Annotated in this window: 12 protein-coding genes; 7 read left to right on the top strand and 5 right to left on the bottom strand. The window is 61.9% G+C overall.

Annotated features, from left to right (window positions below; all coding sequences use genetic code 11):
- Nucleotides 1–16: 16 nt before the first annotated feature.
- The 3 genes from NUW13_09025 to NUW13_09035 all read right to left on the bottom strand — a co-directional run bounded on the left by NUW13_09025 (nucleotide 17) and on the right by NUW13_09035 (nucleotide 7,456).
- Complete coding sequence (locus tag NUW13_09025; GenBank protein MCR4439170.1) at nucleotides 17–3,154, bottom strand: hypothetical protein; 3,138 nt, start codon at nucleotides 3,152–3,154, stop codon at nucleotides 17–19.
- Between the two features lie 45 nt (nucleotides 3,155–3,199).
- Nucleotides 3,200–6,313 carry a TonB-dependent receptor gene (locus NUW13_09030; GenBank protein ID MCR4439171.1) on the bottom strand — a complete coding sequence of 1,038 codons (3,114 nt, stop codon included), beginning with the start codon at nucleotides 6,311–6,313 and terminating at the stop codon, nucleotides 3,200–3,202.
- A 993-nt stretch (nucleotides 6,314–7,306) separates the two neighbouring features.
- Entirely contained in the window at nucleotides 7,307–7,456 is a 150-nt protein-coding gene (locus tag NUW13_09035; GenBank protein MCR4439172.1) for a hypothetical protein, read from the bottom strand.
- Nucleotides 7,457–8,012: 556 nt separating this feature from the next.
- Here NUW13_09035 and NUW13_09040 point away from each other — a divergent pair.
- From NUW13_09040 to NUW13_09070, 7 genes are all read left to right on the top strand, one after another.
- Nucleotides 8,013–9,599, top strand: a complete 1,587-nt coding sequence (locus tag NUW13_09040; GenBank protein MCR4439173.1) for a GMC family oxidoreductase — start codon at nucleotides 8,013–8,015, stop codon at nucleotides 9,597–9,599.
- A 34-nt stretch (nucleotides 9,600–9,633) separates the two neighbouring features.
- Nucleotides 9,634–11,217, top strand: coding sequence for an aldehyde dehydrogenase family protein (locus tag NUW13_09045; GenBank protein MCR4439174.1), 1,584 nt, complete (start codon nucleotides 9,634–9,636; stop codon nucleotides 11,215–11,217).
- Nucleotides 11,218–11,244: 27 nt separating this feature from the next.
- The gene (locus NUW13_09050) at nucleotides 11,245–12,054 is read left to right on the top strand and encodes a 4Fe-4S binding protein (protein ID MCR4439175.1); all 810 of its coding nucleotides are present in this window, start codon (nucleotides 11,245–11,247) and stop codon (nucleotides 12,052–12,054) included.
- A gap of 32 nt (nucleotides 12,055–12,086) precedes the next feature.
- Nucleotides 12,087–12,929: a carbon-nitrogen hydrolase family protein gene (locus tag NUW13_09055; protein ID MCR4439176.1), complete on the top strand. Its 843-nt coding sequence runs from the start codon at nucleotides 12,087–12,089 to the stop codon at nucleotides 12,927–12,929.
- Between the two features lie 81 nt (nucleotides 12,930–13,010).
- Nucleotides 13,011–14,993 (top strand): family 20 glycosylhydrolase, encoded by a 1,983-nt coding sequence (locus tag NUW13_09060; protein MCR4439177.1) that lies wholly within the window; start codon nucleotides 13,011–13,013, stop codon nucleotides 14,991–14,993.
- 34 nt (nucleotides 14,994–15,027) lie between these two features.
- Nucleotides 15,028–17,907 (top strand): prolyl oligopeptidase family serine peptidase, encoded by a 2,880-nt coding sequence (locus NUW13_09065; GenBank protein ID MCR4439178.1) that lies wholly within the window; start codon nucleotides 15,028–15,030, stop codon nucleotides 17,905–17,907.
- Nucleotides 17,907–19,082, top strand: coding sequence for a gamma-glutamyl-gamma-aminobutyrate hydrolase family protein (locus NUW13_09070; GenBank protein MCR4439179.1), 1,176 nt, complete (start codon nucleotides 17,907–17,909; stop codon nucleotides 19,080–19,082). The genes NUW13_09065 and NUW13_09070 overlap by 1 nt, the downstream gene beginning before the upstream one ends.
- A 42-nt stretch (nucleotides 19,083–19,124) precedes the next feature.
- On the opposite strand, the gene NUW13_09075 is transcribed toward NUW13_09070, so the two are convergent.
- Together NUW13_09075 and NUW13_09080 are read right to left on the bottom strand one after the other, a co-directional pair.
- A complete protein-coding gene (locus NUW13_09075) occupies nucleotides 19,125–22,280 on the bottom strand; it encodes a discoidin domain-containing protein (protein MCR4439180.1) in 3,156 nt (1,051 codons plus the stop codon).
- Nucleotides 22,281–22,399: 119 nt separating this feature from the next.
- Nucleotides 22,400–23,815 carry a Tat pathway signal protein gene (locus NUW13_09080; protein ID MCR4439181.1) on the bottom strand — a complete coding sequence of 472 codons (1,416 nt, stop codon included), beginning with the start codon at nucleotides 23,813–23,815 and terminating at the stop codon, nucleotides 22,400–22,402.
- Between the last annotated feature and the right edge of the window lie 3 nt (nucleotides 23,816–23,818).

The raw sequence follows: 23,818 nt of genomic DNA on the forward strand, positions 1-23,818 counted from the left end.
GTCTCCTTTGCCTCATTCACTTGACAACAGCCAACTTCCCGATCTTGGTGTTGCCATTTGGTGTCTTCACCACCCAGATGTAGATCCCGTATGACACCTCAAGGTTCTCTTTGGTCAACAGGTCCCACCGTGCCTCTCCATAGGTAGGCATGTTGTGCACAATCTCCCGCACATGGTCGCCCGTGAGGGTGTAGATGTTGATGGTACACTGCGGTGGCAAATGGGTAAAACGCACCTCCCGCTGTTCCCACTGCGCCGAGCCGGTGTACAGCTCGGTCTTGGAGTACACGACGTAGGGGTTTGGCACCACCCTAATGTGGGCCAGGTCGTCTGCAGTGATGGCGCGAGTGGTAGGCGAGTAGGTACGAAAACGAAACCTATCCCTGACAAAGGGCTTCTTGGTGGTCACCCGGAAGACACTGCCTGGCATGGGCTCTTTGCCCATCGGGTTGACTACTGGCTGCCCACCTACCCATTGGGTGTCGGGTTTCCACGTCCACTCAAAAACCCAGGTAAAGGTGCGGGTAGTGGAGCCAGGGGTCAGTCGCTCCCACAATTTGATCTGGTCGCCACTGGCAAAACTACCCGTGGTGGGGGTGATGAAGATATCCACCTGCTTGGGGGGATCCATGCTCACGTTCCAGATCTGAAACGGGACCGTCTTGGTCCCCACGACGTTAGTATCAGCGTTCGGCCCCAAGAAGCGGATCTCGTAATCGGAGGGCTGCCGTTTGCTTGCCCCTACCAGCCGGAATGTCCAGGTGCTGGTGTCGCCCACCACATTTGCCCACCCGGCATGGAGGAGCTCGACTACGTCGTGGTTGATGATCTTCAGCCCCACCCCGTCGAAGATAGGTGCAGCTTCCGGTTCGATGCCGCTACTCTCATTGCCGATGTTAGTGCAATCGCTCACCCTGTAGCGCCGCTCGTCCTCGTCATACACGCTGTAGGCAAGGCGGCCCAGGGTGTCGGCGATCTGCAAGGTGTACGTATGCCCAAGCACCGCGTCATCGTCGATCACCTTGAGGGCAATGGGGCCAGTACCCGTGCCTGCCAAGCGCAGGAACACTGTGTCCACCTGCGCCCCGACATAGCCCACAGGCCTCACGCCAGGGATGACATCGACCACGTTGAGGTCACGGGACGAATTGCCCCGCGCCGTCTCATTGCAGTTGAACTCCCTGTCCGCGTACCAGTGGTCATAGGCGGTGATGCAGTAGCGGTAGCGAATACCGGGTACCACGTTGTTGTCAGTCCAGGTGTGGACGATGCCACTATTGTTGCCCACATAAAACCAGGGCTGGAACGGATCTACCCCCTCATACTCGTCGACCAGATCACACTGGAAGACCGGCACATAGGTGAGAACCGCACCGGGCGTGCCCTTGTCGGTGATCTCATAAACCTCTTGTCCCCAGTCGACATAGTCCAGGTCCCGGTCGAAGTAGGCCTTGTAGATTTTGTACCCCTCAAAGTCTCTTTCCTTGGTGAGGATGTCGACGGATTTTTCCGCGGCGTCGTCCCAGTAGAGAGTAACCTTGTTATCACCGGTGTAGACGAGCGGGAGGCCGTTCTCGTCCAGCACGTTGGTGCCGACAGCGTACAGCGTGGGAGTCTTCGGGGGACCGGTGCCCTGGAACTTGTTGTTGTACAGTTCCATAGCTTTGGCAAAGTTGTTGAGCACGTCCGCGAAACGTACCTCGTAAGGGTTGGTGGGAAACCCATCGGCATCCAGCGGCCCAGGGTTATCAAAACCACCGACGATGCAAAAGTGCAACGGCAAGGTGTCGCCAGGGGCGATGCTGAACGGGCCGGAAGACATCAGGAAGTGCACGTCGGGACGGCTCCCCACCGGGTAGCTCTCCTGCCACTCCCGCAACAGCTGCAGGTCGTCGAAGTTGGGGTCAGGCCCGTGGAAATACTTCTGCTGGTCTTGCGGGGTAAGGATCTCCTTCTTGCCGCTGGCCATTGCATAGATGATCTCCTCCATCTTGCGACCACATGGTTCGGCATCGAAGGTCTCCTGTTCATAGAAGTGGAACCCCGTGAGGCCGATGTCGCGAGGTGTCTTGAGAAAGGCGATGGCGTACGCCGACACGGGACCCTCGGAGTTGATGTCATCAGCATCGCGGTCCCAGCCGTCTTTGTCGAACATCAAAAAGATGCCGCGGGCAGTGTCGGCGATGCAATAGTCGTCCTCCGCCCAAGGGTCCATGGTGTAGCCCTGAGGGTCGCGCCCCGGGAGGTCAGGGTCAATAATGAACCCAAAATAGAGCCCATCGATCGGCCCATTGTAATGTTGGCGGCTGGGATCAGTGATGTCATCGCGATAGATGAGGTGGTAGTTAAAAAAGACAATATCCTCGTAGGCCCTTGTCGCGTAACAATAGCCGCTTACTTCCATGTCAAAGCCGATGGGATAGCCAACGTTGACCTCATCGCCCTTGCGGATGCCGTTCCACTTGTCGTCCATGACGAAATAGATATCCTTGTCGGAGACAAAGCGGCCAGGAACCTCCTGGCCGTAGGTGGGTGAAGTGGGGTCGGGATCTATGGCCCAATGCCCTGGCCAGTGGCGCTCGCCTGGGGTTGCGATAAACTGCCTGAAGGTGGGCGAGGTGGGGTTTTTGTCGTAGTAGCCCTGCGGCCAGGAGTTAGGCCTGGTGCTGGTGGCGATAAGCGGAATATCGGACCATGTGTCGTCGCCCATGAGGCGCGTCTTGGAGTAGTCCTGCGCCTCCCAGTCGGTGTAGGTTAAACCCTGGCCGCCAGTACCAAAGTACATGGAGATGCTCTCGATGCAGTTGTAGTATTGGCTGCGGTCAAAATGGCGGCCATCTTCAGTGACGATGTCGGTCGCCCACGGCTGCGGTGGCACAGCCAAGAAGGGGATGATCCAGCGCAGCTCCCCCCAGAAGCCGTGCTTGCAATAAGGGAAGCCGCGGCTGCCGATCATGCCATAGTTTTCCACCCCGTTGACCTGCATTTTGCCAGCGTCCATGAAGGCGATGCCGCGATCGAAGTTACTGGCATGCTTCCTCAGGTCGGCTGGAAAGCTCTTATGCTCGGGGGACCAGTCCCTCTGTTGCGCCAGCGTGGCGCCTGCCAGCAGCGCCAGTACTACAACAATACTTAGCTTGCGTGTCGGTCGCATGCGTGCTCTCCTCGCGTTTCAGTCGCTTGCTTGTTGCGCCCGGTGCTACATCATCAGTCGCACGCCAAAGTTGATCAAGCGGCGCGGGCCAAAATTGTTGATGGTGATGCCATCCATTCTGGTGGCGCTGTAAGTACCATAGGCGCCACCGGGATCAGTTGCCGAGCCGGTACGCTCGTAGCCCTCCAGCACGTTGAGGCGGTCGAACAGGTTGCGCACCTGCACGAAGAACGAGTAGGTCAACCCGAATGCCTTCACGTTCTTGTAAGCCCGCAGGTCAAACTGGTGCCAGAACGGCCAACGGGCAGAGTTCTCTTTCTCCAAGTAACCTTCGTCGCCCATGTAGGGGGTATAGACGCGCCCGCTCTCGCCAAAGTAGACGAGGCTGACCCCGAAATTGGAGAGCAGCCGCTTGCCCAAAAGGCGCGGCCCGCTACGAGAGGGGATACTAAAGTCGATATGCACCCGAATGCTGTGCGGCTGATCCCACGAGGCGATGCTCTCCCGCTTGGGCATGGTCTGCTTGGTGTCCCCGTCCCAGTAGCCGTCCCAGGAGGTGGGCTTCAGCACCATCGCCCGCGACCACGTATAGTTGACGGTCCCCGAGAAGTAGTGGCTGTAACGTTTGCGCAGGGTGATGTCCATGCCCTTGGCCGAACCGAAGTTGTTGTTAACAAACACATAGTAGGTGTACGGATTATCGTGCCCTGGGTCCGAATAGGCAGGCACCGTGATAGAGCCCACCTGGTTTGTGGTCTCCTTGGTCCACAAGGTCGCATTGAGCCCGTACAGGTCGCCGATCTGCTGCTGGAAGCCGATCTCGTACTGGATAGCTTTCTCCGGCTCCAAGCTCGGGTTGCCAATGATGTTGCCCCGCATCATGCTCACTTCGCGGATGGCCCCGGAGGCGCGATAGAGGTCGCGGTAGTTGGGCGCCTGGTAGAAATGGCCAAAGTTAAAGTGCACCACCGACTTGTCGGTAAGCGGATAGGCCATGCCGATGCGGGGGCTGAACTTGAACTTTTTCTTGGCCTTCACCCACCCATTGTATTCAAAGCCGGGTTGGGTTGGGTCCTGCTCGCCCAGGGGATCCAGGGGATCGGCCCACATCTCACCACCGGCGTTGGCGTAGTCCAGCCTGCCCCCGACATTGATGACAACGCTGCCATACTCGATCTTGTCCAAGATGTAGAGCGCACCCTCCTTGGGAAGCATGCGGTAGATGGTCGGGTACGCCGAGGGCCCTGAGGTCCCTTGGTCGTCGTGCCGGTGCACGTCCATGTACACGAACTGGCCCCCGAACTTGAGCTGATGGTGCCTGGTCACCTGGCTGGTAAAGTCCAACCGCAGGTCATAAGTGACGCTGGAGTCACCCTCAAAGTAGTTGTTGTCGTAGCGGATGCGGAAGTAGTCCTCCCAGGGGTCGAGGACCCCGTAGGTATTGTAGTGAGCGTATTGCTCCTTGGCCAGAATGTTATCCCAGTCCGGCGCCCAATAATTCGTCAACCCCATGACGGTGGCGTAGGGGTGGCTGTAGTCATTGAGAATGCGCGAGCGGCGGGACTGGAAGAAGCGCTGAAACCTGAAGGTGTAGAAGGTGGAGGGGCTCAACGTGTGGCTCAACGCCAGGCTCTGTCTGTTGCTGCGCTGGATGCGTACCTGGCGGGCGCCCATGCCTGAGCGGTTCCGATGCCAGATCTCAAAGTTGGTGCTCCCACAGACAGGACAGACCTCAGGCGTTGGTTCACCAGGGGCAACAAAGCGGCCGTCGTCGTACTTGGCCCCGCGCAAAAAGATGCGCGCGCCACAGTCGCTGCACACCAACAACCGGTCGATGCTCTCCCGGTTGTCCACTGGGCTCTGATCCACGTTGTACCAACCGCCGAACCAGTCGTCAGGCAGGTAGTAGTAGTAGCCCGCGTGGAACACGTTGGCCTGACTGTAGCCGCCCGACTGGGAAGCGCTCAGCGCCAGCTTGAGGTTGGGACTGATGCGCCAGGTCAACTTACCCAAGTAGTCAAACGAGTTATCCCACCCCAACCCTTTCCACCCTTTCCAGATATCAATGGGGTTAATCCAGCGCACAGCCCCGTACACTGGCCCTTTGGTCTTGACGCTCTGCAGTTGCGCAGAAGTGATCAGGTCCATCTTGCCGTCTTCGAAGAAGTCTTTGAACAACTCCTTCGACGAGGGAAGATCTCCACGATAGTCGTCCCAAATGATGTCGTCAAACTTGAGCACCGTGCCAGCCCGCACACTGGCCTCGCCAGAGAAGAAGAAGGACACGGTCTTGGTGAAGGGCACCGGGCCACTGAAACTGGCCACCACGTCTTGGTAATTGCGCGCCCGCCCCTCAGCAGGCGCCAACGCCTTGATGCCAAACGGCATGGAAGTGCTATACTCGAGCTGCCCCGAGAAGACTGACCCCCCCTCGCGCGTGGACAGGTTGATGACCCCGGACAGGGCATTGCCGTATTCAGGGCTAAACCCGCCGGCAGCCACCGTCATCTGGTTGATGGCGTTATTGTTGACCCGCGTGGCGAAGCCGCCAAACAGCGGGTTCCCCACCTTCATGCCGTCAATGACTAAGGCCAGCTCGTTGTTGCGCCCGCCGCGCATACGAATGTCCTCGATGCCGCGCAGGTCGTAGCCCGACTTGCTGTACGGCGTATTGGTCAGGACAGTGACATTCGACTGCAACGCCAGTACCCTGGTCATGTCCTCGGCAGGCAAGTTCTTGATGTCCTCGTAGGTAATAGTGGAAACCTTCGAGGTCACGTCGCGCTCGATGAGCGGGCGCTCGGCCGTCACCACCACCTCCTCTCCCTCCAGCACCGTCTCTTCCAATTCAAAGTTGATGCGCGTGGTCTGCTCGACCACCACCTGCACCCCCTCCTTGTGCACCGTCCGGTAGCCAATCATTGAGGCCACCAGCGTGTAGGTTCCTGGCTGCACGTTCAGGATGAAGTAGTAACCATCCGCGCCAGTGGAGGCACCGCGTGCCGTGCCCTTGACGATTACGCTGACCCCAGGAATGGGCCGGCCAGAGGCCCTATCCTTGACCACCCCGTCAATCTTGCCAGTGACTGATTGGGCGTGGACGAGGCAAGGTAGTAGTAGCAAAGCTACCACTAGCGCCATAACTATGCTCCCTCTCATAGCTCCCTCCTGTAAAGGGTTTAGTTGCGGCGCGTGCGCGGGGTCTGTCCTGGGCTCCCACCCCGCCGCACGCACACCTCCCGCCTCCGTGCACCACTTCTGCGGCGCAAAGACGATGCTACTTGCCGGAAAAAACACAAAAGGCACAGACCCATCCCTTCCCCACTAAAGAGAGTAGCTGTGCCCTTGCACTCCGAGACTATCAATCATCACTCCCGCTCTCTCGGGCGCCTTAGCCTTGCAAGGCCAAGGTTTTGCACTCGTGATTTAACGTCCCAAGGCCAAAATGTCAAGAAAAAAATTCATTTTTTCCCGACCGCGTGGAAAGTTCATCTTGTTTGCCTCGCCATCTTCCAGCGAAACCTTTCTGTATGAGTCGCTGGATATGGTTATCCAGAACGATCGAAGGGTGCTTGAAACCATGGTAGATCCGGTGTCTCCCGCAGTAGCGATTCCCTTTCCTAAGGGCGAGGGAAGGGGCATAAGCCTCGGCTGTAAACTTTGCTGTGTGTCTACAGTCTTCTCCGCTATGGAATTCGTTCCCCACAAGCCGATGAAGCACTTGCGGCGCGCTCTGTGAGGTGGTCGCCCACGGCGGCATGCAACGGTGCCACACCCTCACGAACCCCGGGCCCTTTCGAGCTCCTCTTGCGCTCCCCGCGCCCATACACGACGAATCTTGAGCCGTCATGTGTGTGCATCGTCGCTGCACTGCGCCCTACCCTCGCAGGCGTGAAGCTGACTCAGCAGGGGATGCACAGAGTTGTCGCGGTGTCGTCCTTCTTTGGGCGGCAGGCACCCCGTTCACCACCGGTGCGCACCTAGCGGCGCGCAAACCGGCAAGGCAGCCGCCCGACTCTCCTCATCTGCAGCGGCACTCGCACATGTCACCGAGCTCCTTGGCATCCATCCGGTTGTGGTAAAGGGGGCGCAAATCCCTCGTCACCTCCTGCAACTGCCTATCCCCCTTCTTCTTTGCTTTTCCGCACCAAATCACGCTGGGAGACGATGCGCGTAGTCGGTGGCGATTCGGAAGATCGCATAGCTGCTTCCCTTTCTCCGGCCCGAGGCAATCACGTGCTCGTCAAGTTCCTGTGAGGTCTTATGGATGCGGTGCGGCGCCGGCCAGCCCTTGCTGTTCATGGCTGCTCGGCCACCTGCGCACGGTGGGCCAGGTAGAGACAAGTTCCCATGCGATCTGGTTGAGGCCCGCCGGTTCTCCTCACCATCACCAACCGGAGCCCAAAGCGCCTCATCCCTTTGCCACCCCGAAGTATCTCCTCGCCCAGACCTCCCCGGGCAGCTGCGCGCCCTTCTTCTGCAGGGCAGACAACCCCTTTCTACGATTCTCCACAATTCATCCACCCATTTTTCCCTTAAATCGCCAAGACCTGTTGTCTCCTGGTCACCTGGTAGCCGCCTTCCTGCAGGGCCACTTGTATTCGCCTACCAGCGCACGCCATGGTATCTCCTCTCTGCGTAGCTTTCAGCCCCCGATGAGGGACCGTGCCCGACCGGCAGAGACAGGTTCCAAGCGAACTGTGCATCAGGGATGGGCAAGGAGGGAGCCAAACTCGCCGCAGGCATCCCCCAAGCTTCCGAGGTAACCTGGGCCCCCGCAGAAAATGTTTGATTTTCTGCAGAGATTTCGTATATTGCACGGCGAAAATGGGAGCCGACGATTTTGGCAGGAGTTGCCGTGACCTACGACGCAGACTTTGTCGTCATCGGTTCAGGATTCGGCGGCAGCGTCGCTGCGCTGCGCCTGGCCGAGAAAGGCTACCGGGTTCTGGTGCTCGAAAGCGGCCAGCGCTTTCGCGCCGAGGACTATGCCAGCACCAACTGGCAGCTGTGGAGATGGCTCTACATGCCGCGCCTGTTCTTCACCGGCATCCAGCGGTTGACGCTCCTGCGCAACGTCCTGGTGCTGAGCGGCGCAGGTGTAGGCGGAGGGAGCCTGGTCTATTGCGCCGTCCTGTTTGAGCCGCCTGACAGCTTCTTTCGCGACCCGCACTGGGCAGAGCTGGACCCTGACTGGAAAGCAACCCTGGCGCCCTTTTACGCGGAGGCAAAACGCATGTTAGGGGTGACGGTGCCCCCGCGTCTCTGGCAAAGCGATCAGCTGCTGCGTGACTACGCAGGGGAGATCGGCCGCGAAGAGCACCTTCGACCGGCGCAGGTAGGCATTTTTTTTGGGGAGCCGGGGTTGACCGTGCCCGACCCCTATTTCGGCGGCTTGGGTCCGCCGCGCGCCGGTTGTGACGCCAAGGCGCGCTGCATGGTTGGCTGCAAGGCGGGAGGGAAGAACTCCCTGGACCGCAACTACCTCTACTTAGCCGAGCGACTTGGCATGCGCATCTTGCCCCTCACGACGGCAACAAGAATTCGTGCTTTGGCCGAGGGTGGGTATGCCGTGGAGACCAGGTCCTCGTTGGGCTGGTGGGGCCGGCGACAGACGTTTACCGCGCGAGGAGTGGTCTGCGCAGCCGGCGCGCTGGGCACTTTCCGGTTGCTGTGGACAAGCAAGCGCACTGGCGGCTTGCCAAACATCTCCGGCCAGCTCGGCAACGGCGCCCGCACCAACAGCGAGGTCATTGTCGGGGCGCGCACCACCGCGCGGCCCATGCGCCTGTGCGAGGGAATCGCCATCGGCTCCAGCCTTTTTGTGGACGACATCACGCATATCGAGCCGGTGCGCTACCCGGACGGCTCCGGCGCCATGTTCTGGCTCTCCACTTTGTGCACCGACGGCGGCTCGCGCTTAGGCCGGCCACTGCACCACATCCTCAACTGCCTGCGTCATCCCCTTGCCTGGGTGCGCGTGCACTGGCCGTTCGGCTGGGCGCGCCGTGTGCTCATTCTGCTGGTGATGCAGACCATCGACAACCGCATTCGGCTGGTCATGCGCCGCAAGTGGTGGTGGCCTCTCGGCTGGTTCCTCACCTCCGAGTCCACCGATCGGCCCACGCCCACCTACATTCCGGCGGCCAACCAGGCGGCGCGGCGCATTGCCAAGCGCATAAACGGCATCCCGGCCAGCGCAGTGACCGAGGTGATGCTCAACGTGCCGCTTTCGGCGCACATCTTAGGCGGCTGCACCATGGGCAAAGGGCCAGAGGATGGGGTGGTGGACAAATACGGCCGCGTGTTCGGCTATGAGAACCTCTACGTCACCGATGGCTCCATCATGCCGGCGAATCTCGGCGTGAATCCCAGTCTGACGATTACGGCACTGGCAGAGTACATCATGCATCATGTGCCACCACGCCCCGAGGCGTGGGAGTGAAACTCACGAACGACTGATTACAGGGCTCGAGCGCATGTTGACCTCCATCAACCCGACAACCGGCGAAGTACTGGCACAGGTACCTCCTCTTTCCCGAAATGAGCTGTGTCGCACCATCGAGCAGGTAGCGCGAGCCTTTCCTGCCTGGCGCGACGTACCTGTCGAGCAACGGCTGGCAGCCTGCCGCAGGCTTATTCGTCTCATCACCGAGCAGCGCGAGAGTATTGCGCGTATCATCGCCATGGAGCAGGGCAAGCCGGTCTGCGAGGGGCTGATCGCCGAAGTGTTGCCGGTGCTGGCGGCGCTGCGCTATTTGACCCGCCAAGCGCCACGCCTGTTGCGCGAACGGCACGTCCCTCACGAACTCATCCTGCTGGCGCACAAACGCAGCAGCTACCGCTTTGCGCCCTATGGCGTGGTCGCGGTCATTGCGCCCTGGAACTACCCCTTCTCTGTGCCGCTCCCGGAGATTGCCGCCGCCTTGGTCACTGGCAACACAGTCGTTTACAAACCTGCGCCCAACAGCATCCTCACCGGGCAAAAGATCGATGAGTTGTTGAACCAGGCGGGGTTCCCGGCCACGGCATATGCCACGGTTTTCACCACCGACCAAGTGGCGCCGGCCCTTACCTCGCATCCGGCAGTGCGCAAAATCGTCTTCACCGGGAGCACGCGCGTGGGGGCAAAGGTCATGAAGAACGCCGCCGACCAGGTCACCCCGGTCTTGCTGGAACTTGGCAGCAAGGACCCGGCGGTGGTTGCAGCCGATGCGGACCTCGAGCGGGCGGCGAATGGCATCGTCTGGGGCGCGATGTTCACCACCGGCCAGGTGTGCGCCTCAATCGAGCGCGTGTATGTGGAGCGGCCCATTGCCGAGCAATTCATCGCCGCCTGCGTGGAAAGGGTGCGCAGGCTGCGGGTCGGAGACCCGCTGCGGCCAGAGACCGACATCGGGCCCTTGACCACCGCGCAGCAGTTGGCCACGGTGACGGCGCACGTGGAGGATGCGCTGCGCAAAGGTGCCAAAGTGCTGGTGGGTGGCACGCGCCTGGGGAGCACCGGCTTTTTCTATGCGCCGACGGTGCTGACCAATGTCAAGCACTCCATGGCAGTGATGACCGAGGAGACGTTCGGGCCGGTGCTGCCCATCATGGTGGTCGCTTCCATAGACGAAGCCATCCGCTTAGCTAACGACAGCCCCTACGGCCTCTCCGCCTACGGCTGGACGCGCAGCAAGAGAACGGCGCAGCGACTGATGCGCGAACTTGAGGCCGGCACGGTGATGATCAACGAGAGCACGGTGACCTGGGGCGAGCCGAGTGCACCCTGGGGCGGCTTCAAGAGGAGTGGCATCGGGCGAACGCGGGCCAGCTGGGGTCTTTTGGAGATGGTGCGGGTCAAATATGCCAGTTTTGAGGCCGGCAAGAAGCCAGACGCGCCCTGGTGGTTCCCGTATGACGAAGACGTGCGCACCCTGGCCAAGGAGGCGGTGCCGCTGCTGTTTGCCTCCCGCCCCTGGCAAAAGGTCGCCCCGCTCTTCCGGCTGCTGCGCAACGGGCGGTTTGTGCGCAGCGCCCACTGGGCGGCCACCCTGCGCAACCTCCACAAGCTCTTCTGAGAAGTGAGCAGATCCTGAGCCCTGACTATGGCGCGACCGATCTGGTTTGTGGAGCTCCTCAAGCGCGGGTTCACGCAGCGCTTCCGGCTGGCGAGGCTCTCGCGTCTGCCGGGCATTGGCCGTCTGTTTGACCGCTTGCTTTTCGCTGGTGACGACATCATCTTCCTCCCCCGGCAGCGGGTCATCCAGGTGCACCAGAGCGTGCCGGTGCCGGAGCAGACGGTGCTGCCGGCGCAGGTGGTGCACCACTTCATAGACGTCGCCCAGTATCACTGGGTAATGAACTTTTGCATCTGCCGCGCGGCAGCGCACTGCAAGGACTACCCCATCGAACTGGGTTGCCTGTTCATGGGCAAGCCGGTGCTGCAGATCAATCCGCGTCTGGGCAGGTTGGTGACTGCCGCAGAGGCGCATGCGCACGTGGAGCGCTGTCATCAGGCCCGCCTGGTGCACCTCATTGGCCGCAACCGCCTGGATGCCCTCTGGCTTGGCGTGCACCCTGGCGAGGAGCTGCTGACCGTGTGCAACTGCTGCCCCTGCTGTTGCCTTTACCGCATGCTGCCGATGTTGGCGCCGCACGTCTCTGCCCGCTTTGCCCGCATGCCGGGCGTGGCGGTGGAGGTCAGCGAGGCGTGCGATGCCTGTGGGGCGTGCACGGACGGAGTCTGCTTCGTGGGCGCCATCAGCCAACGGAACGGCAAAGCGGTTATCAGCGAGGCCTGTCGAGGCTGCGGCCGCTGCGTTGAGCTTTGCCCCAAGGGGGCCATTCGCCTCACTGTCGAGCACGATGCGCTTGCGCGCTCCGTGGCCAAGGTCCAGGCTGCCGTACGGCTGTAGCGGAGAAAAGCGGACAATACACCAGAGAGAAGATGACTGCCCCCCTCAGATTGGCTTTGGTTCAACAGCACGCCACAGATGACCTCGGCGACAATCTGCGGCGTGCGATTGCGGCCGTGGAGCAGGCGGCGCAACAGGGCGCGCGCCTCGTCGCCTTTGCCGAGCTCGGCCTGACGCCCTTTTACCCGCGGTGCCCTGCTGGCGACAACCTGCAGGCGCTGGCAGAACCGATTCCGGGGCCGACAACGGAGCTCTTCAGCAAGCTTGCTGCGCAACACAAGCTGGTCGTGGTGCTCAATCTTTTCGAGCGGCGCGGCGCGCACACCTTCGACGCCTCGCCGGTCATCGATGCCGACGGCCGGCTCTGCGGCGTGACGCGCATGGTGCACATCTACGAGGGGCCAGGCTTCCACGAAAAGGGCTACTATGCTCCCGGCCCGCCGACTCCCATAGTGCACACGACGCAGGTGGGACGCCTGGGCGTGGCCATCTGCTACGACCGGCACTTCCCGGAGTACATGCGCCTGCTCCGCCTGCAGGAGGCCGAGCTGGTAGTTGTACCCCAGGCCGGAACAGTCGGCGAGTGGCCAGCTGGCCTGTTCGAGGCGGAGCTCCAGGTGGCTTCGTTCCAAAACGGCTACTTCGCCGCGCTGTGCAATCGCGTAGGCAACGAGGGTTCCCTCACTTTTGAGGGCAAGTCGTTCGTCACTGCTCCGGACGGCAGGATAGTCGCGCAAGCGCCGGCAGGGCGCGATCACCTCCTGCTCGTGGACATCGACGTGGCGGAGGTCGCCACCTGCCACGCGGCACGCCACTTCCTGCCAGACCGACGACCGGAAGCGTACACCGATATGTGCCGAAGCAACGAATCGTAACGGAGAGGTGCCATGAGAGCTGTCGCCGTTGTCGTTGTCTGCCTTGCCTGGTGCACGTATGCTTTGCATGCGGAGGAAGCGATGACGCAACTCAATCTCATGCCTTGGCCGGCTGAGCTGACCTCCGGCGAAGGTTCATTCCGGCTTGAGCAGGATTTTACCATTGGTCTCCAGGCCGGGAGCGGGCTGCGCGCCTATGCCGCGGCCACCCGCGCCTTGCAACGCCTGGCTGCCCGCACAGGGCTCTTCTTTTCGCAGACAGTCCTCTCCCCCGAGAACGCGCCCGAGGCTGGCTCGCTGACCATTAGCTGCAAACGTGCCGGCCAGCTCCGCCTGGGCGAGGACGAGTCGTACGTCCTCCAGCTAGAGCCCGGCGGCATCCGCCTGGAGGCGGAAACCGACATCGGTGTGGTGCGCGGCATCGAGACCCTGCTCCAGCTCTTGGCTGCGGACGGGTGCGGCTACTACTTCCCGGCGGTGACCATCAACGACCGCCCGCGCTTCTCCTGGCGCGGCCTGCTCATCGACGCTTGCCGCCACTTTATGCCGGTGGAGGTGATCAAACGCAACCTCGACGGCATGGCTGCCGTGAAGCTCAACGTGCTGCACTGGCACCTGACCGAGGATCAGGGCTTCCGCGTGGAGTGCCACACATTCCCCAAGCTGCACCAGCTCGGCTCCGATGGCCTCTACTACACGCAGGCCCAAATCAGAGAGGTCATCGCCTATGCCGCCGAGCGGGGCATTCGCGTGGTGCCCGAATTCGACATGCCGGGACACGCCACGAGCTGGTTTGTGGGCTATCCGGAGTTGGCCAGTGCCCCAGGCCCTTACGCAATCGAGCGGCGCTGGGGCATCATGGACCCGACCATGGACCCGACTCGCGAGCAGACCTACAGGTTCGTGGAGAAATTCTTCAAGGAGATGTGCGCCCTGTTCCCGGACGAATACGTGCACATCGGCGGGGACGAGAACAACGGCCGGCAATGGGATGCCAACCCGGCCATCCAGCAATTCATGCGCAAGCACAAGATCGCCGATAACCACGCCCTGCAGGCATACTTCAACCGGCGCGTGCTGGGCATCCTCTCCCGCTATGGCAAAAAGATGGTGGGCTGGGACGAGATTTTTCATCCCGAACTGCCCACCAACATCGTCATCCACTCCTGGCGTGGTCGGGAAGCCACGATCCAATCGGCGCAACGCGGCTACATGAGCATCCTGTCCAACGGTTACTACATCGACCTCATCCAGCCAACCGATTTTCACTATGGCAACGACCCGCTTCCCGAGGACACTCCTCTGACCCAAGAACAGCAGGCGTTCATCGTGGGCGGCGAGGCCACCATGTGGTCAGAGTTCGTCACTGCGGAGAATGTGGATTCGCGCATCTGGCCGCGCACAGCCGCGATTGCCGAGAGGCTCTGGTCACCCCGCCAGGTCAACGACGTCGCTGACATGTACCGGCGCCTGGAGGTCATCAGTCTGCTTCTGGAAGAACATGGCCTCACCCATGAGAGGAACTTCGAGGCGATGCTTCGTCGCCTCAGCGGCTGCCAGCAAGTCGGCCCGTTGCGCACCCTGGTGGAGGTGCTGGAACCGGTGAAAGGCTACGAACGCGGCCGGCGCCGCGCCTACACCTCTTTCTCGCCCCTCACCCGTGTGGTCGACGCCGCCAGGCCAGATGCCCCAGTGGCGCGCCACTTCAGGGAGGCGGTGCGCTCTTTCCTGCAGAGCCGCGACCCCCAGACACGCGCCGAGGTGGAGCTGCACCTGCGGCTCTGGCAGGGAAACCATGAGCGGCTGCTGCCGGTCATCAAGGCTTCGCCGATCCTTTGGGAGATCGAGGAGCTGTCGGCTGACCTGAGCAGGGTCGCCGCCATCGGGCTGGAGGCTCTCGCCCGCCTGCACGAAGGACGGGATTCCGCCGAGTGGCAGCAGAAGGTGCTGGGCGAACTGGAGCAATGCCGCGCGCCCCGCGCCGAGACAGAGCTGATGATTATCAGCGCGGTGGAAGAGTTAGTCCGCGCGTGCAGCTCTGGTGAGCCGAAGGCAGGCAAATAGGGATAGAGGTAATCGCACCGCAAGGGAGGTTGTCATGAATCAGCGAGCCGAGTGGAAAGAACGGACTTCTGGCCTGTTGGTTGCGCCTCTTCTGTGGCTCATTACGACCGGCCTTTTCCTGCTCACACCGGTTACCTGGGCACAGGATGCACCGGTCAAGCGCCCTCTCTGCCACAGCGACTATGACTCGTGGAAGTCCATCGCCAGTCCCTCCCTCTCCCCCGATGGCCGTTGGCTCTGCTACATCGAGACGCCGCAAGACGGCGACGCCGAACTGGTGGTCACCCACCTCCACGGCCCGGAGACGTACCGGCAGCTCGTGGGCTACTCCGGCGAAGGGACTGAGGCGCACAAGGCCGCCTCTGCGGCTTTCAGCTGGGATTCCCGGCATGTGGCCTTTCTCATCTCTCCTGACAAGGAGAAGGCCAAAGCAACCAAGAAAGCCAACAAGAAAGACAAGCCCAAGAAGAAACTGGCCATTCTGAGCCTCTCCGACGGCGCGATGCAGACGGTCGAGGAAGTCAAGAGCTTTACCATGCCCAAAGAGGCAGCCAGTTGGATCGCTTACCTGCACGAAACGAAGGAAGCCGAGGAGAAGAAAGGCGACGGCGAGCAAGGGAAAGAGGAAAAGGAGCAGAAGAAGCGCGAGAAGGAGCGGACCTATGGCGGCCAGCTGGTGGTGCAGGCACTCGCCGACACCACGCGTAAGACCGTGCTGCAGGACGTGGTGGATTATCGCTTCACCAAGGACGGCCGCCACCTTTTCTACGTCGTCTCCAGCAAGGAGCACCCGGAGCGCGACGGGGCCTATTTCCTCCACCCCGGGGACACCGCGGGCGTGCCACTCATGAACGGCAAAGGAGAGTACAAGCACCTGACGCTGAACAAGGAGGAGACGCAACTGGCGTTTCTCACCGACAGGTTCGACCAGGAAGCGCAAGAGCCGACCTTGGTGTTGGCTGGCTGCGCGGTCGGCGCGCCGAAGGCCACCGTGTGGGTCTCTCACACTGTCACGCCGGGCTTTCCCGAGGGCATGGCGGTCAGCGACAAGTCACCGCTCACCTTCAGCGACGATGGCAAGGTGGTGATGTTCGGCATCAAAGAGATTGCCAAACCTGCCGCAAAGAGTGACTCGCTCCGCGAGGAGGCAAAGTGTGACCTCTGGCACTGGCAAGACCCTTACCCGCAGCCTGAGCAGAAGAAGATGGCCAAGAAGGTGCGGGAGAACACTTGGGAATGCGTCTATCACCTCGAGCGTAAGCGCTTTGTGCAGTTGGCCGACAAGTACCTGCCTGACGTGGAGTTGGGGCGCACGGGCAAGGTGGCCTTGGCGCAAAACCCGTGGCCCTACGCGGCCCGCGCCTCTTACGACGCCGCTTACCATGACATCTACGTGATCAATACGACAACTGCTATGCGCACGCTGGTGCGCGAGGAACTGCGCGGCGGGGCACAGCTCTCGCCAGAGGGCAGATACGTCACCTGGTTCGACGACGGCCACTGGCACTGTCACGACGTGGCGCGAGGCGTGACCCGCAATTTGACCGCCACACTGGGCGTCTCCTTTGCGCGGGAGGAACACGACACGCCAGAGCCAGCGCCGCCTTACGGCAGCGTCGGCTGGAGCAAAGGGGACCGCTCTTTCCTGGTTTACGACCGCTATGACCTCTGGGAGCTCTTTCCGGACGGACGGCCAGCGCGCTCAGTGACAGAGGGGCAGGGACGCGCGCACAAAGTGGCGTTCCGCTACGTTAAGCTCGACCCGGAAGAGGGGGCCATCGACCCGGCGCAACCGTTGCTCCTGAAGGCAACTGACGAGGAGACCATGGCGGAGGGGTTCTATCGCGATTGGCTCACGCGGGAGCAGCCCCCGGCGCAGCTGGTCATGGCCGACAGGAGCTTTGGCACGCCGAGCAAGGCTGCCTCCGCCCCCGTGCTTCTGCTCACCCGCGCCGCCTTTGACGAGTACCCGGACCTGTGGGTGAGTGACCCGTCTTTTGAGCAGCTCCACAAGGTGACTGACCTTGGCCGCCAGATGGCCCCTTTTCTGTGGGGGAAGGCCCAGCTCCGCACCTTTCGCAATGCCGACGGGGTTGAGCTCAAGGGTGTACTCATCACGCCCGGAGACTTTGACCCTACCCGTCGCTATCCGCTCATGGTGTACATTTACGAGCGGATGCATCAGACCCTGCACCAGTTCCGGCATCCCGGGCCTGGTACGTCCATCAACCCCAGCTACTACGCGAGCAACGGCTACCTCATCTGGATGCCGGACATCGTCTACTCGACCGGCTTTCCTGGCCGCGACGCCCTCAAGTGCGTGCTCCCGGGAATCCAGATGCTGGTAGCCGAAGGTTACGTGGACCCGCAGGCGATTGGCATCCAGGGCCACTCTTGGGGCGGCTACCAGGTGGCTTATATGGTCACGCAGACGGATATCTTCGCTGCTGCCGAGGCGGGGGCGCCGGTATGCAACATGGTGAGCGCCTATGGGGGCATCCGATGGGAGAGCGGCAAAGTGCGCCAGTTCCAGTACGAGCGCACCCAGAGCCGCATCGGCGCCAGCCTCTGGGAAGCGCCGCTGCGTTTCATCGAGAACTCGCCCATCTTCTGGGCAGACAAGGTGCGCACGCCGCTGCTCATACTCCACAACGACAACGATGGCGCAGTGCCCTGGTACCAGGGCATCGAGTACATGATGGCGCTGCGCCGCCTGGGCAAGACTGCATTCATGTTCAACTACAACGGCGAGGAGCATGGCCTGCGCAAGCGGGTGAACCAGAAGGACTGGACCGTGCGCCTGGCCGAGTTTTTTGACCACTACCTGAAGAAGGCCCCTGCCCCGGCCTGGCTTACCGACGGCATCAAGGCCTGGCACAAGGAGGAGGAAGAGAAAGAGGGAGAGGGAAAGTGATGGCACACTCCAAAAAGAGCTCGACGCGCACGCCAAAGGCAATGTGCCTGGCGGCAACCTTCTTCGCCTGCGCCTGGCTGGGCGCCACTCCCGTGTACGCCCAGCTCAGCGAGCGCTACTTTGCCGAGCAGCAGAACCCGCCCATGCAAGTGTGCGTCGCGGTCTTCTATCCGACGACTGGCACTCTGGAGGAGCTCATCGCCCTGCGCCGCGAGGGTCTCATGCCCGCGACCGACCTGCTGGTGGTGGGTGTCTACCACGAGAAGGAGATCGGCGACTACCAGGCTGCCCGCCGCTACGTGGAGGAGCGGCAGCTCGACTGGGTGCAATTCCACCGAATCAGCGGTGACTTGTCGCCGGCCAACATCTACCAGGACAATTCCTGCCGGAACGACTTTGCCCAGATCGTGCGGCTGAGCGACGGGGCCATCCTCTTCGGCGGCCCGGACATACCTCCGCAGTGTTACGGCCACAAGACACATCTGGCCACGGCGATCAAAGACGTGTACCGCCACTATCTGGACCTTACCTTCGTCTTCTACCTGCTGGGCGGATCGCAGAACAATGCCCATCGGCCCCTGCTGGCGGAGGCACCCGACTACCCCTTGCTGGGCATCTGCTTGGGGGCGCAGACCATCAACGTGGCCACGGGCGGCACCCTGGTGCAGGACATCTGGCAGGTGACCTATGGCAAGCAGACCTACGAGGACGTGTTGCGTCTGGGCCCGGAGCGCTGGCACACCAACCCCTATCGGGGCCTCTACCCAGACGCTCGCCTGCTCGGCTACCATCTGCACCACATCCGGCTCAAGCAAGAGGGCTTCTTCTGTCAGTCATTGGGGTTTTCCCCCTCGGACGCGCCGCTGGTGGTGAGCTCCCATCATCAGGCAGTGGACAAGCCTGGCAGGGGCATCGTGGTGGCAGCTACCAGCATGGACGGCCGCGTGGTGGAGGCCATCACGCACCGCACTTTCAAGAACGTGCTCGGCGTGCAGTTTCACCCGGATTTTCCCATCCTCTGGGACGCCGAGCTGCGCTTCAGATTCACGCCTGAGGGGGAAGAGACCAGCATCCGCGCGCTGTTGGAGGCGGATGCGCCGGGCCTCGCCTTCAACCGCGCTGTCTGGATCTGGTTCTTTGGCAAGGCAGCTGAGCGGCACCGCTCCCGATCCTGAGCGCGTCCCCTCTGCTCTGAGAACGGCGCCTGTCAGGCAGACTCAATACTCTATTTCCACCAGGGCAGGCAGCCTTGTCACCCATATCCCTTCGGGGCCGAACTGCTTGTGCAGCTTGCCGTTGACCCTTACGCGGCGAATGGGGTCCTTGTACGGCGGTTTGACCAGCACCTTCGCCTCCGCCCGGCTGAGCTCGATGCTCAGCCGCAGGATTTTCCCCTCCCGCCAGGCGGTGTAGGAAAGAAGGCCAAGGTAGGTGGGCAGCTCTTTGACCTCCACGCCGCCCGGTGCCTCGAGCCAGGCAGCGGGAATGCCCGCGGCCACCGCCAGGGTCCCCTCATCGTCCTCGTAGACGAACATCGCCCGTAGCGAGCGGATAAAGTCCGAGCCGACCCAGGTGTGCGGCATGTCGCCAATGAACTTGGGGGCATCTGGGTCTTTCCACACCACCTCTGCCCAGTGGTTCCAACCGGGTGGACGGCGGTCGTTCATGAAAAAGGCCAGCAGCTGGTGTGCCCTCTCCCTCTGGTCGAGCTGAACTAACGTGCCGATGGCGCGCAGTTCGTAGGGGGTGTAGTTCTCCCAGGCGCGGGTTCCGTTCTGCCGTTCCTGCGCAAAGCGGAAGTAGCGCTCGAACGTGTTGTGCAGCTCCGGTTCCGGAATGCGCCCGAGCTCGCCTCCTGGGCAGACGCCGATGGTCGTGGAGGTGGGATCAAAGTCGCCCAGCTCGGCGCAGCCGGGGATGTAGTCGATGCCGGCGACGGTCATGGCCAGGCGCATGGAGTTGTAGAGGTCGGTGCGCAGGTCATCTCGCTCGCGGGCAAACTCCGTCGCCAGCTCTTTTTCGCCCAGGATTTCGGCCATATGGGTCGCGTCCTTGAGGCCGCGCAGGGCGAAGAAATCGTCCCAGTACGAGTGCATGGGCTTGGCCGAATAGCCCTCGTGGCTAATGGACTCCGGCAGCAACCCGTACAGGACCCTCTTCTCGGGCGGCCCAAGCCGGTACTCTTCGCCCTTCCGCTCCTGGCGGAGGCTCTGCATGTAGCGCACCGTCTTCACCACCTTGGGCCATTTGCCGCGCAGCCAGGTGGTGTCGCCGGAGAAGCGAAAGTACTGCATGACAGCGAAGATGAACTCGCCGTGGCTGTCGTGTTCAGGCAGAGGGTCCGGCCCACGCTGGTCGACCACGCACGGAATCTTACCGGAGGGGTACTGGTAGGCGGCGTACCAGTCGATGAACTCCCGCGGCTCGTCGCGAAAGCCCACTTGCAGCAAGGCAGTTGAGGTGAGGGAGCCGTCGCGTATCCACGAGCGGTCATAGGTGCGCGAGCCAGGCTTGATGCTCGGGCCGTCGCGGTTGATGAGGATGTAGGCAATGTTGCTGCGCAGCGTGTTCACGAGCTGCGCCGCCGCAGGCGGAACTTTGATTTTCACGCGGTTGACCTCGCGCACCCATGCCTGGCTGACAAAGCCCAGCTGTTGCTCAAAGAGCGCGCTGGGAGGATCACCGCGCAGCAGGCTCTGCGCGCTCAGCGAGGCATCGTGCAGCGGGATGGCCAGCACATAGTCGGCAGAGTCGCCAGGGGCCAGGCCTACGCTGTAGTGGAAAGCGGCCGAAGCGAGATGGCGCGGATCGCAGACAGCCTTACTCTCCGGCAGCATTCCTGAACGCAGGTAGTCGGTAATGTCTCCCCGGTCGAAGGTGGTGGCGCCGAAATCGGTCGGCGGTGTCAAGCAGAGGATAGTCCTGCCGTCCACAACCGCGGCCTGGGACGCGTAGGTCAGCGTGTCAATGCGGCCGACCCCACCGAGGGTAACCAGCTTCTGCCAGGGTGGAGTGACCTGAAAGGGGCGCACGGCCACGAAAAGCGCGCCAGCAGCCGGCTCCAGTCCCTCGTTCACCAGCCGGTAGCGCACGAAGAGAATGGAGCTCCCTGGGTCTCCGGCAGCAACCGCGGTGATGGACAGCCTGGCCGTTTCCCCGATCTGCCAGCTCACCGTCGGAATGGGCAAATAGCTGTCTGCGAGTGTCTGGCTGGCTGTGACATCGGGCCAGGAGAGGAGGCGATCGCCAATCCACAGAAACGGCTCCAGCGAAAAGGAGCGCGTGCCCACCTCGATCATGCCGTGTTCGTTGATGAGCGCCTCCTCGCCGTCGCCGTTCTTCACGCCCACCACCGTCCAGTAGGTTTGCCGATCGGAGAAATAGGCTGGGAAACTGCCGGTCGGCTCCTCTTTCGCGAGAGCGCGGAGAAGGTCGTTGGACGAAGAGGAGAACTCCGGACCCTTGACCACCATGCGCCTGAGCAGGCACATTTTACCGCCGCAGGTGAGGAGTCGCAGCCGCAGGTGTCTGCCTTCTGCCTCTGGGGTGGGCACATAGTCCCGTCCGCCATCGCTCTCGCGCACGCGGTAGAGCTCCTCCCAGGCGCGACCATCTGAGGAAACATCGAGTGCATAGTCTTTGGCGTGGGCGCCAGGCTCCCAGTCCAGCACAAGGCCGCCGATCTCCCTCGTCCTGCCAAAATCGAGGGTGAGCCACTGTGGGACCTTTGTCGCCGGGAGCAGCCAGCCTGTCACTGTGTCGGCAGACGCATTCACCCTGGGCGGCGCTCCACGTGCCGCCGAAACACGCAGCTTAGGGGGAACCGTCGCCGCAGGAGCATGCAACGGCTCGAAGCGGAAGTTGTCGATCCACACCTTGCCGCTGCCGCCGCTCCCTGTGGAAACCACGAACTCAATGTACTTCGCCCGCCTGAGCTGCCCCGGTCCCGAAGGCCCCCAGGCGAAGGTGATGTCCCGCCTCTTGACGCGCATCGTTTTCCACGCGGCGGGGTACTCGACGTTCAACTTCTTCACCCAGTGCACGTTGCCGAGAGAGTCGATGAGCTTGAACTCAAAGTTGTTGACGGGCGTGACGCCCCGCAGGTCGAAGAGGAACTGGTAATCTTCGGGCAGCTCAATCTCGAACTGCTTGCGGGCAATGACGTAGCCAAAACCCCCACCAAAGGAAAAATCCATGAGCATGGCCTGCCCTGCGCGCCCTTGGTCGGCAAGGAGCTTGAGCTGTGCTCCCTCTGAGGTCACCGGCTGCCAGCCTTGCAGTTGCTCAAAGTCGTCGAGGAGCTTCTCCTGCGTCCGCCCTTGCGGCATTAGCATCACAAGGCAAAGTCCCACAGCAATGCTCAGTCTCGCCATGCGCCTCATCCTCATGAGGTTCTCAGATGGTGGGAAAACTTGCCGCGCCTCCCAGAAAAAGGTGCTCCTTGCGCTTTACCGCGCCCTCGTCTTGCCGTCTCCGCATCACTCCGGAGAGCCTATTCCAGCCAGCCGCCGGAGAAGCCTGCCCTGCGCAACCCGGCAACGATGTAGGGATTGCGCTTCATCACCTCCCACACCAAGCCGCTGCGCAGGTTCTCCGTCATGAGGACGATTGGCCCTTGGTCGATGCCCAGGTAGTCGCGGTCGAACCAGCCGTCGGGTGTCTTTGTGGTTACGAAGGTCGGGTTGAACGCATCGCGGAAGCCGAACTCTGTCCAGAGGCGCTCGCCGTAGGTGGCGCGCATCTGCTTCAGAGTGGGGATGCAAATCTCCGGAGCAAAAGGAAGCGACCCGGCTACCGCGGTGGGCGTAATGGTGCCGTCGTCGTTGGTCCAGTCGATGGACGGACCGCGCGCGCCATAGCCGATGAAGCGCCGTTCCTTGCCGTCGATGAGGAGCGTTGTGTCACCCGGGCCATCGCAGGCGGAAAATCCCCAGATCGTCGGCCCATAGTCGCGAAAGCCGGCTGGGTTGTCAATGGCATACGCCCGTTGCGCCAAAGTGGCGCGACGCGAGTTCTCGACGTAGTCGATGCCCCGCGCGCGCATGTAGTCGTCCTTGATGCCGCGGAAGTCGATCCAACAGTGCGAGAACTGGTGCCCAAACAGAGGGGCAAAGCTGATGAACTCCTGACCGTAGAACTCCGCCCACAGGTAGGAGGCGGTCCAGGCCTGCCAGGCACTGGCCGGAACAGGATGTGTGGGGGAACCCAGGGCCAGGATGTAGAGGATCATGGCCTCGTTGTAGCCTGTCCAATAGTGCGGGTCAAAGCCGCGCTCCGGCATCCATCCTAAGGCAATGCCCAGTTTGTCGGCCATGGCCCACTCCCACTCGACGCGGCGGTACAGCGTGTCGGCAAGGCTGCGCACCTCCTGTTCCTCGGCCTCAGGGGCGTCGAAATAGCTCTGGCAAAAGAGCACGCCGGCCATGAGCAGAGCTGTGTCCATGGTAGAGAGCTCGCATCTCCAGGCGCGCAGCCCGGTCTTCATGTCCAAGAAGTGATAAAAAAAGCCTCGGTAGCCGCCGCTTCTCTCTGGATCAGCGCTCTGGGGAAGGGATAGCAAATACTGCAAGGTCGTGCGCACGCGCTGGGCAGCCTCATGGCGAGAGATGAGGCCGTGTTCCACCGCCACAGGATAGCTACTTAGAGCAAAGCCGACGGCAGCGATGCTGCACGGCCCTGGCGACGGCCAGCGATCCGGAGCCATGCCGCTCGCTGGATCAGTTGTCTGCAAGAAATAGGTGAGCGTCCTGACAACCAGGGTGTCCAGGAAAGGGTCCCAGCGCTCTGCCTGTGGCACCGCCTGCGTTCGGCAGGACAGAAAGGCCGCCGAGGCCACCAATACCATCAGCGCCCCCGCGACAAATTGGCCGCCCGTCAGGCGAGCAGCTCTGGCGAATCGCTCTCCCATAAT

This window comes from candidate division KSB1 bacterium (assembly GCA_024655945.1).
Lineage (GTDB): Bacteria > Zhuqueibacterota > Zhuqueibacteria > JANLFK01 > Oleimicrobiaceae > Oleimicrobium.

What these genes read in the sequence shown, in the direction of transcription:
- NUW13_09025 (MCR4439170.1), bottom strand. Translation starts at nt 3,154, where the DNA reads ATGCGACCGACACGCAAGCTAAGTATTGTTGTAGTACTGGCGCTGCTG.
- NUW13_09030 (MCR4439171.1), bottom strand. Translation starts at nt 6,313, where the DNA reads ATGAGAGGGAGCATAGTTATGGCGCTAGTGGTAGCTTTGCTACTACTA.
- NUW13_09035 (MCR4439172.1), bottom strand. Translation starts at nt 7,456, where the DNA reads ATGAACAGCAAGGGCTGGCCGGCGCCGCACCGCATCCATAAGACCTCA.
- NUW13_09045 (MCR4439174.1), top strand. Translation starts at nt 9,634, where the DNA reads ATGTTGACCTCCATCAACCCGACAACCGGCGAAGTACTGGCACAGGTA.
- NUW13_09050 (MCR4439175.1), top strand. Translation starts at nt 11,245, where the DNA reads ATGGCGCGACCGATCTGGTTTGTGGAGCTCCTCAAGCGCGGGTTCACG.
- NUW13_09055 (MCR4439176.1), top strand. Translation starts at nt 12,087, where the DNA reads ATGACTGCCCCCCTCAGATTGGCTTTGGTTCAACAGCACGCCACAGAT.
- NUW13_09060 (MCR4439177.1), top strand. Translation starts at nt 13,011, where the DNA reads ATGACGCAACTCAATCTCATGCCTTGGCCGGCTGAGCTGACCTCCGGC.
- NUW13_09065 (MCR4439178.1), top strand. Translation starts at nt 15,028, where the DNA reads ATGAATCAGCGAGCCGAGTGGAAAGAACGGACTTCTGGCCTGTTGGTT.
- NUW13_09070 (MCR4439179.1), top strand. Translation starts at nt 17,907, where the DNA reads ATGGCACACTCCAAAAAGAGCTCGACGCGCACGCCAAAGGCAATGTGC.
- NUW13_09075 (MCR4439180.1), bottom strand. Translation starts at nt 22,280, where the DNA reads ATGGCGAGACTGAGCATTGCTGTGGGACTTTGCCTTGTGATGCTAATG.
- NUW13_09080 (MCR4439181.1), bottom strand. Translation starts at nt 23,815, where the DNA reads ATGGGAGAGCGATTCGCCAGAGCTGCTCGCCTGACGGGCGGCCAATTT.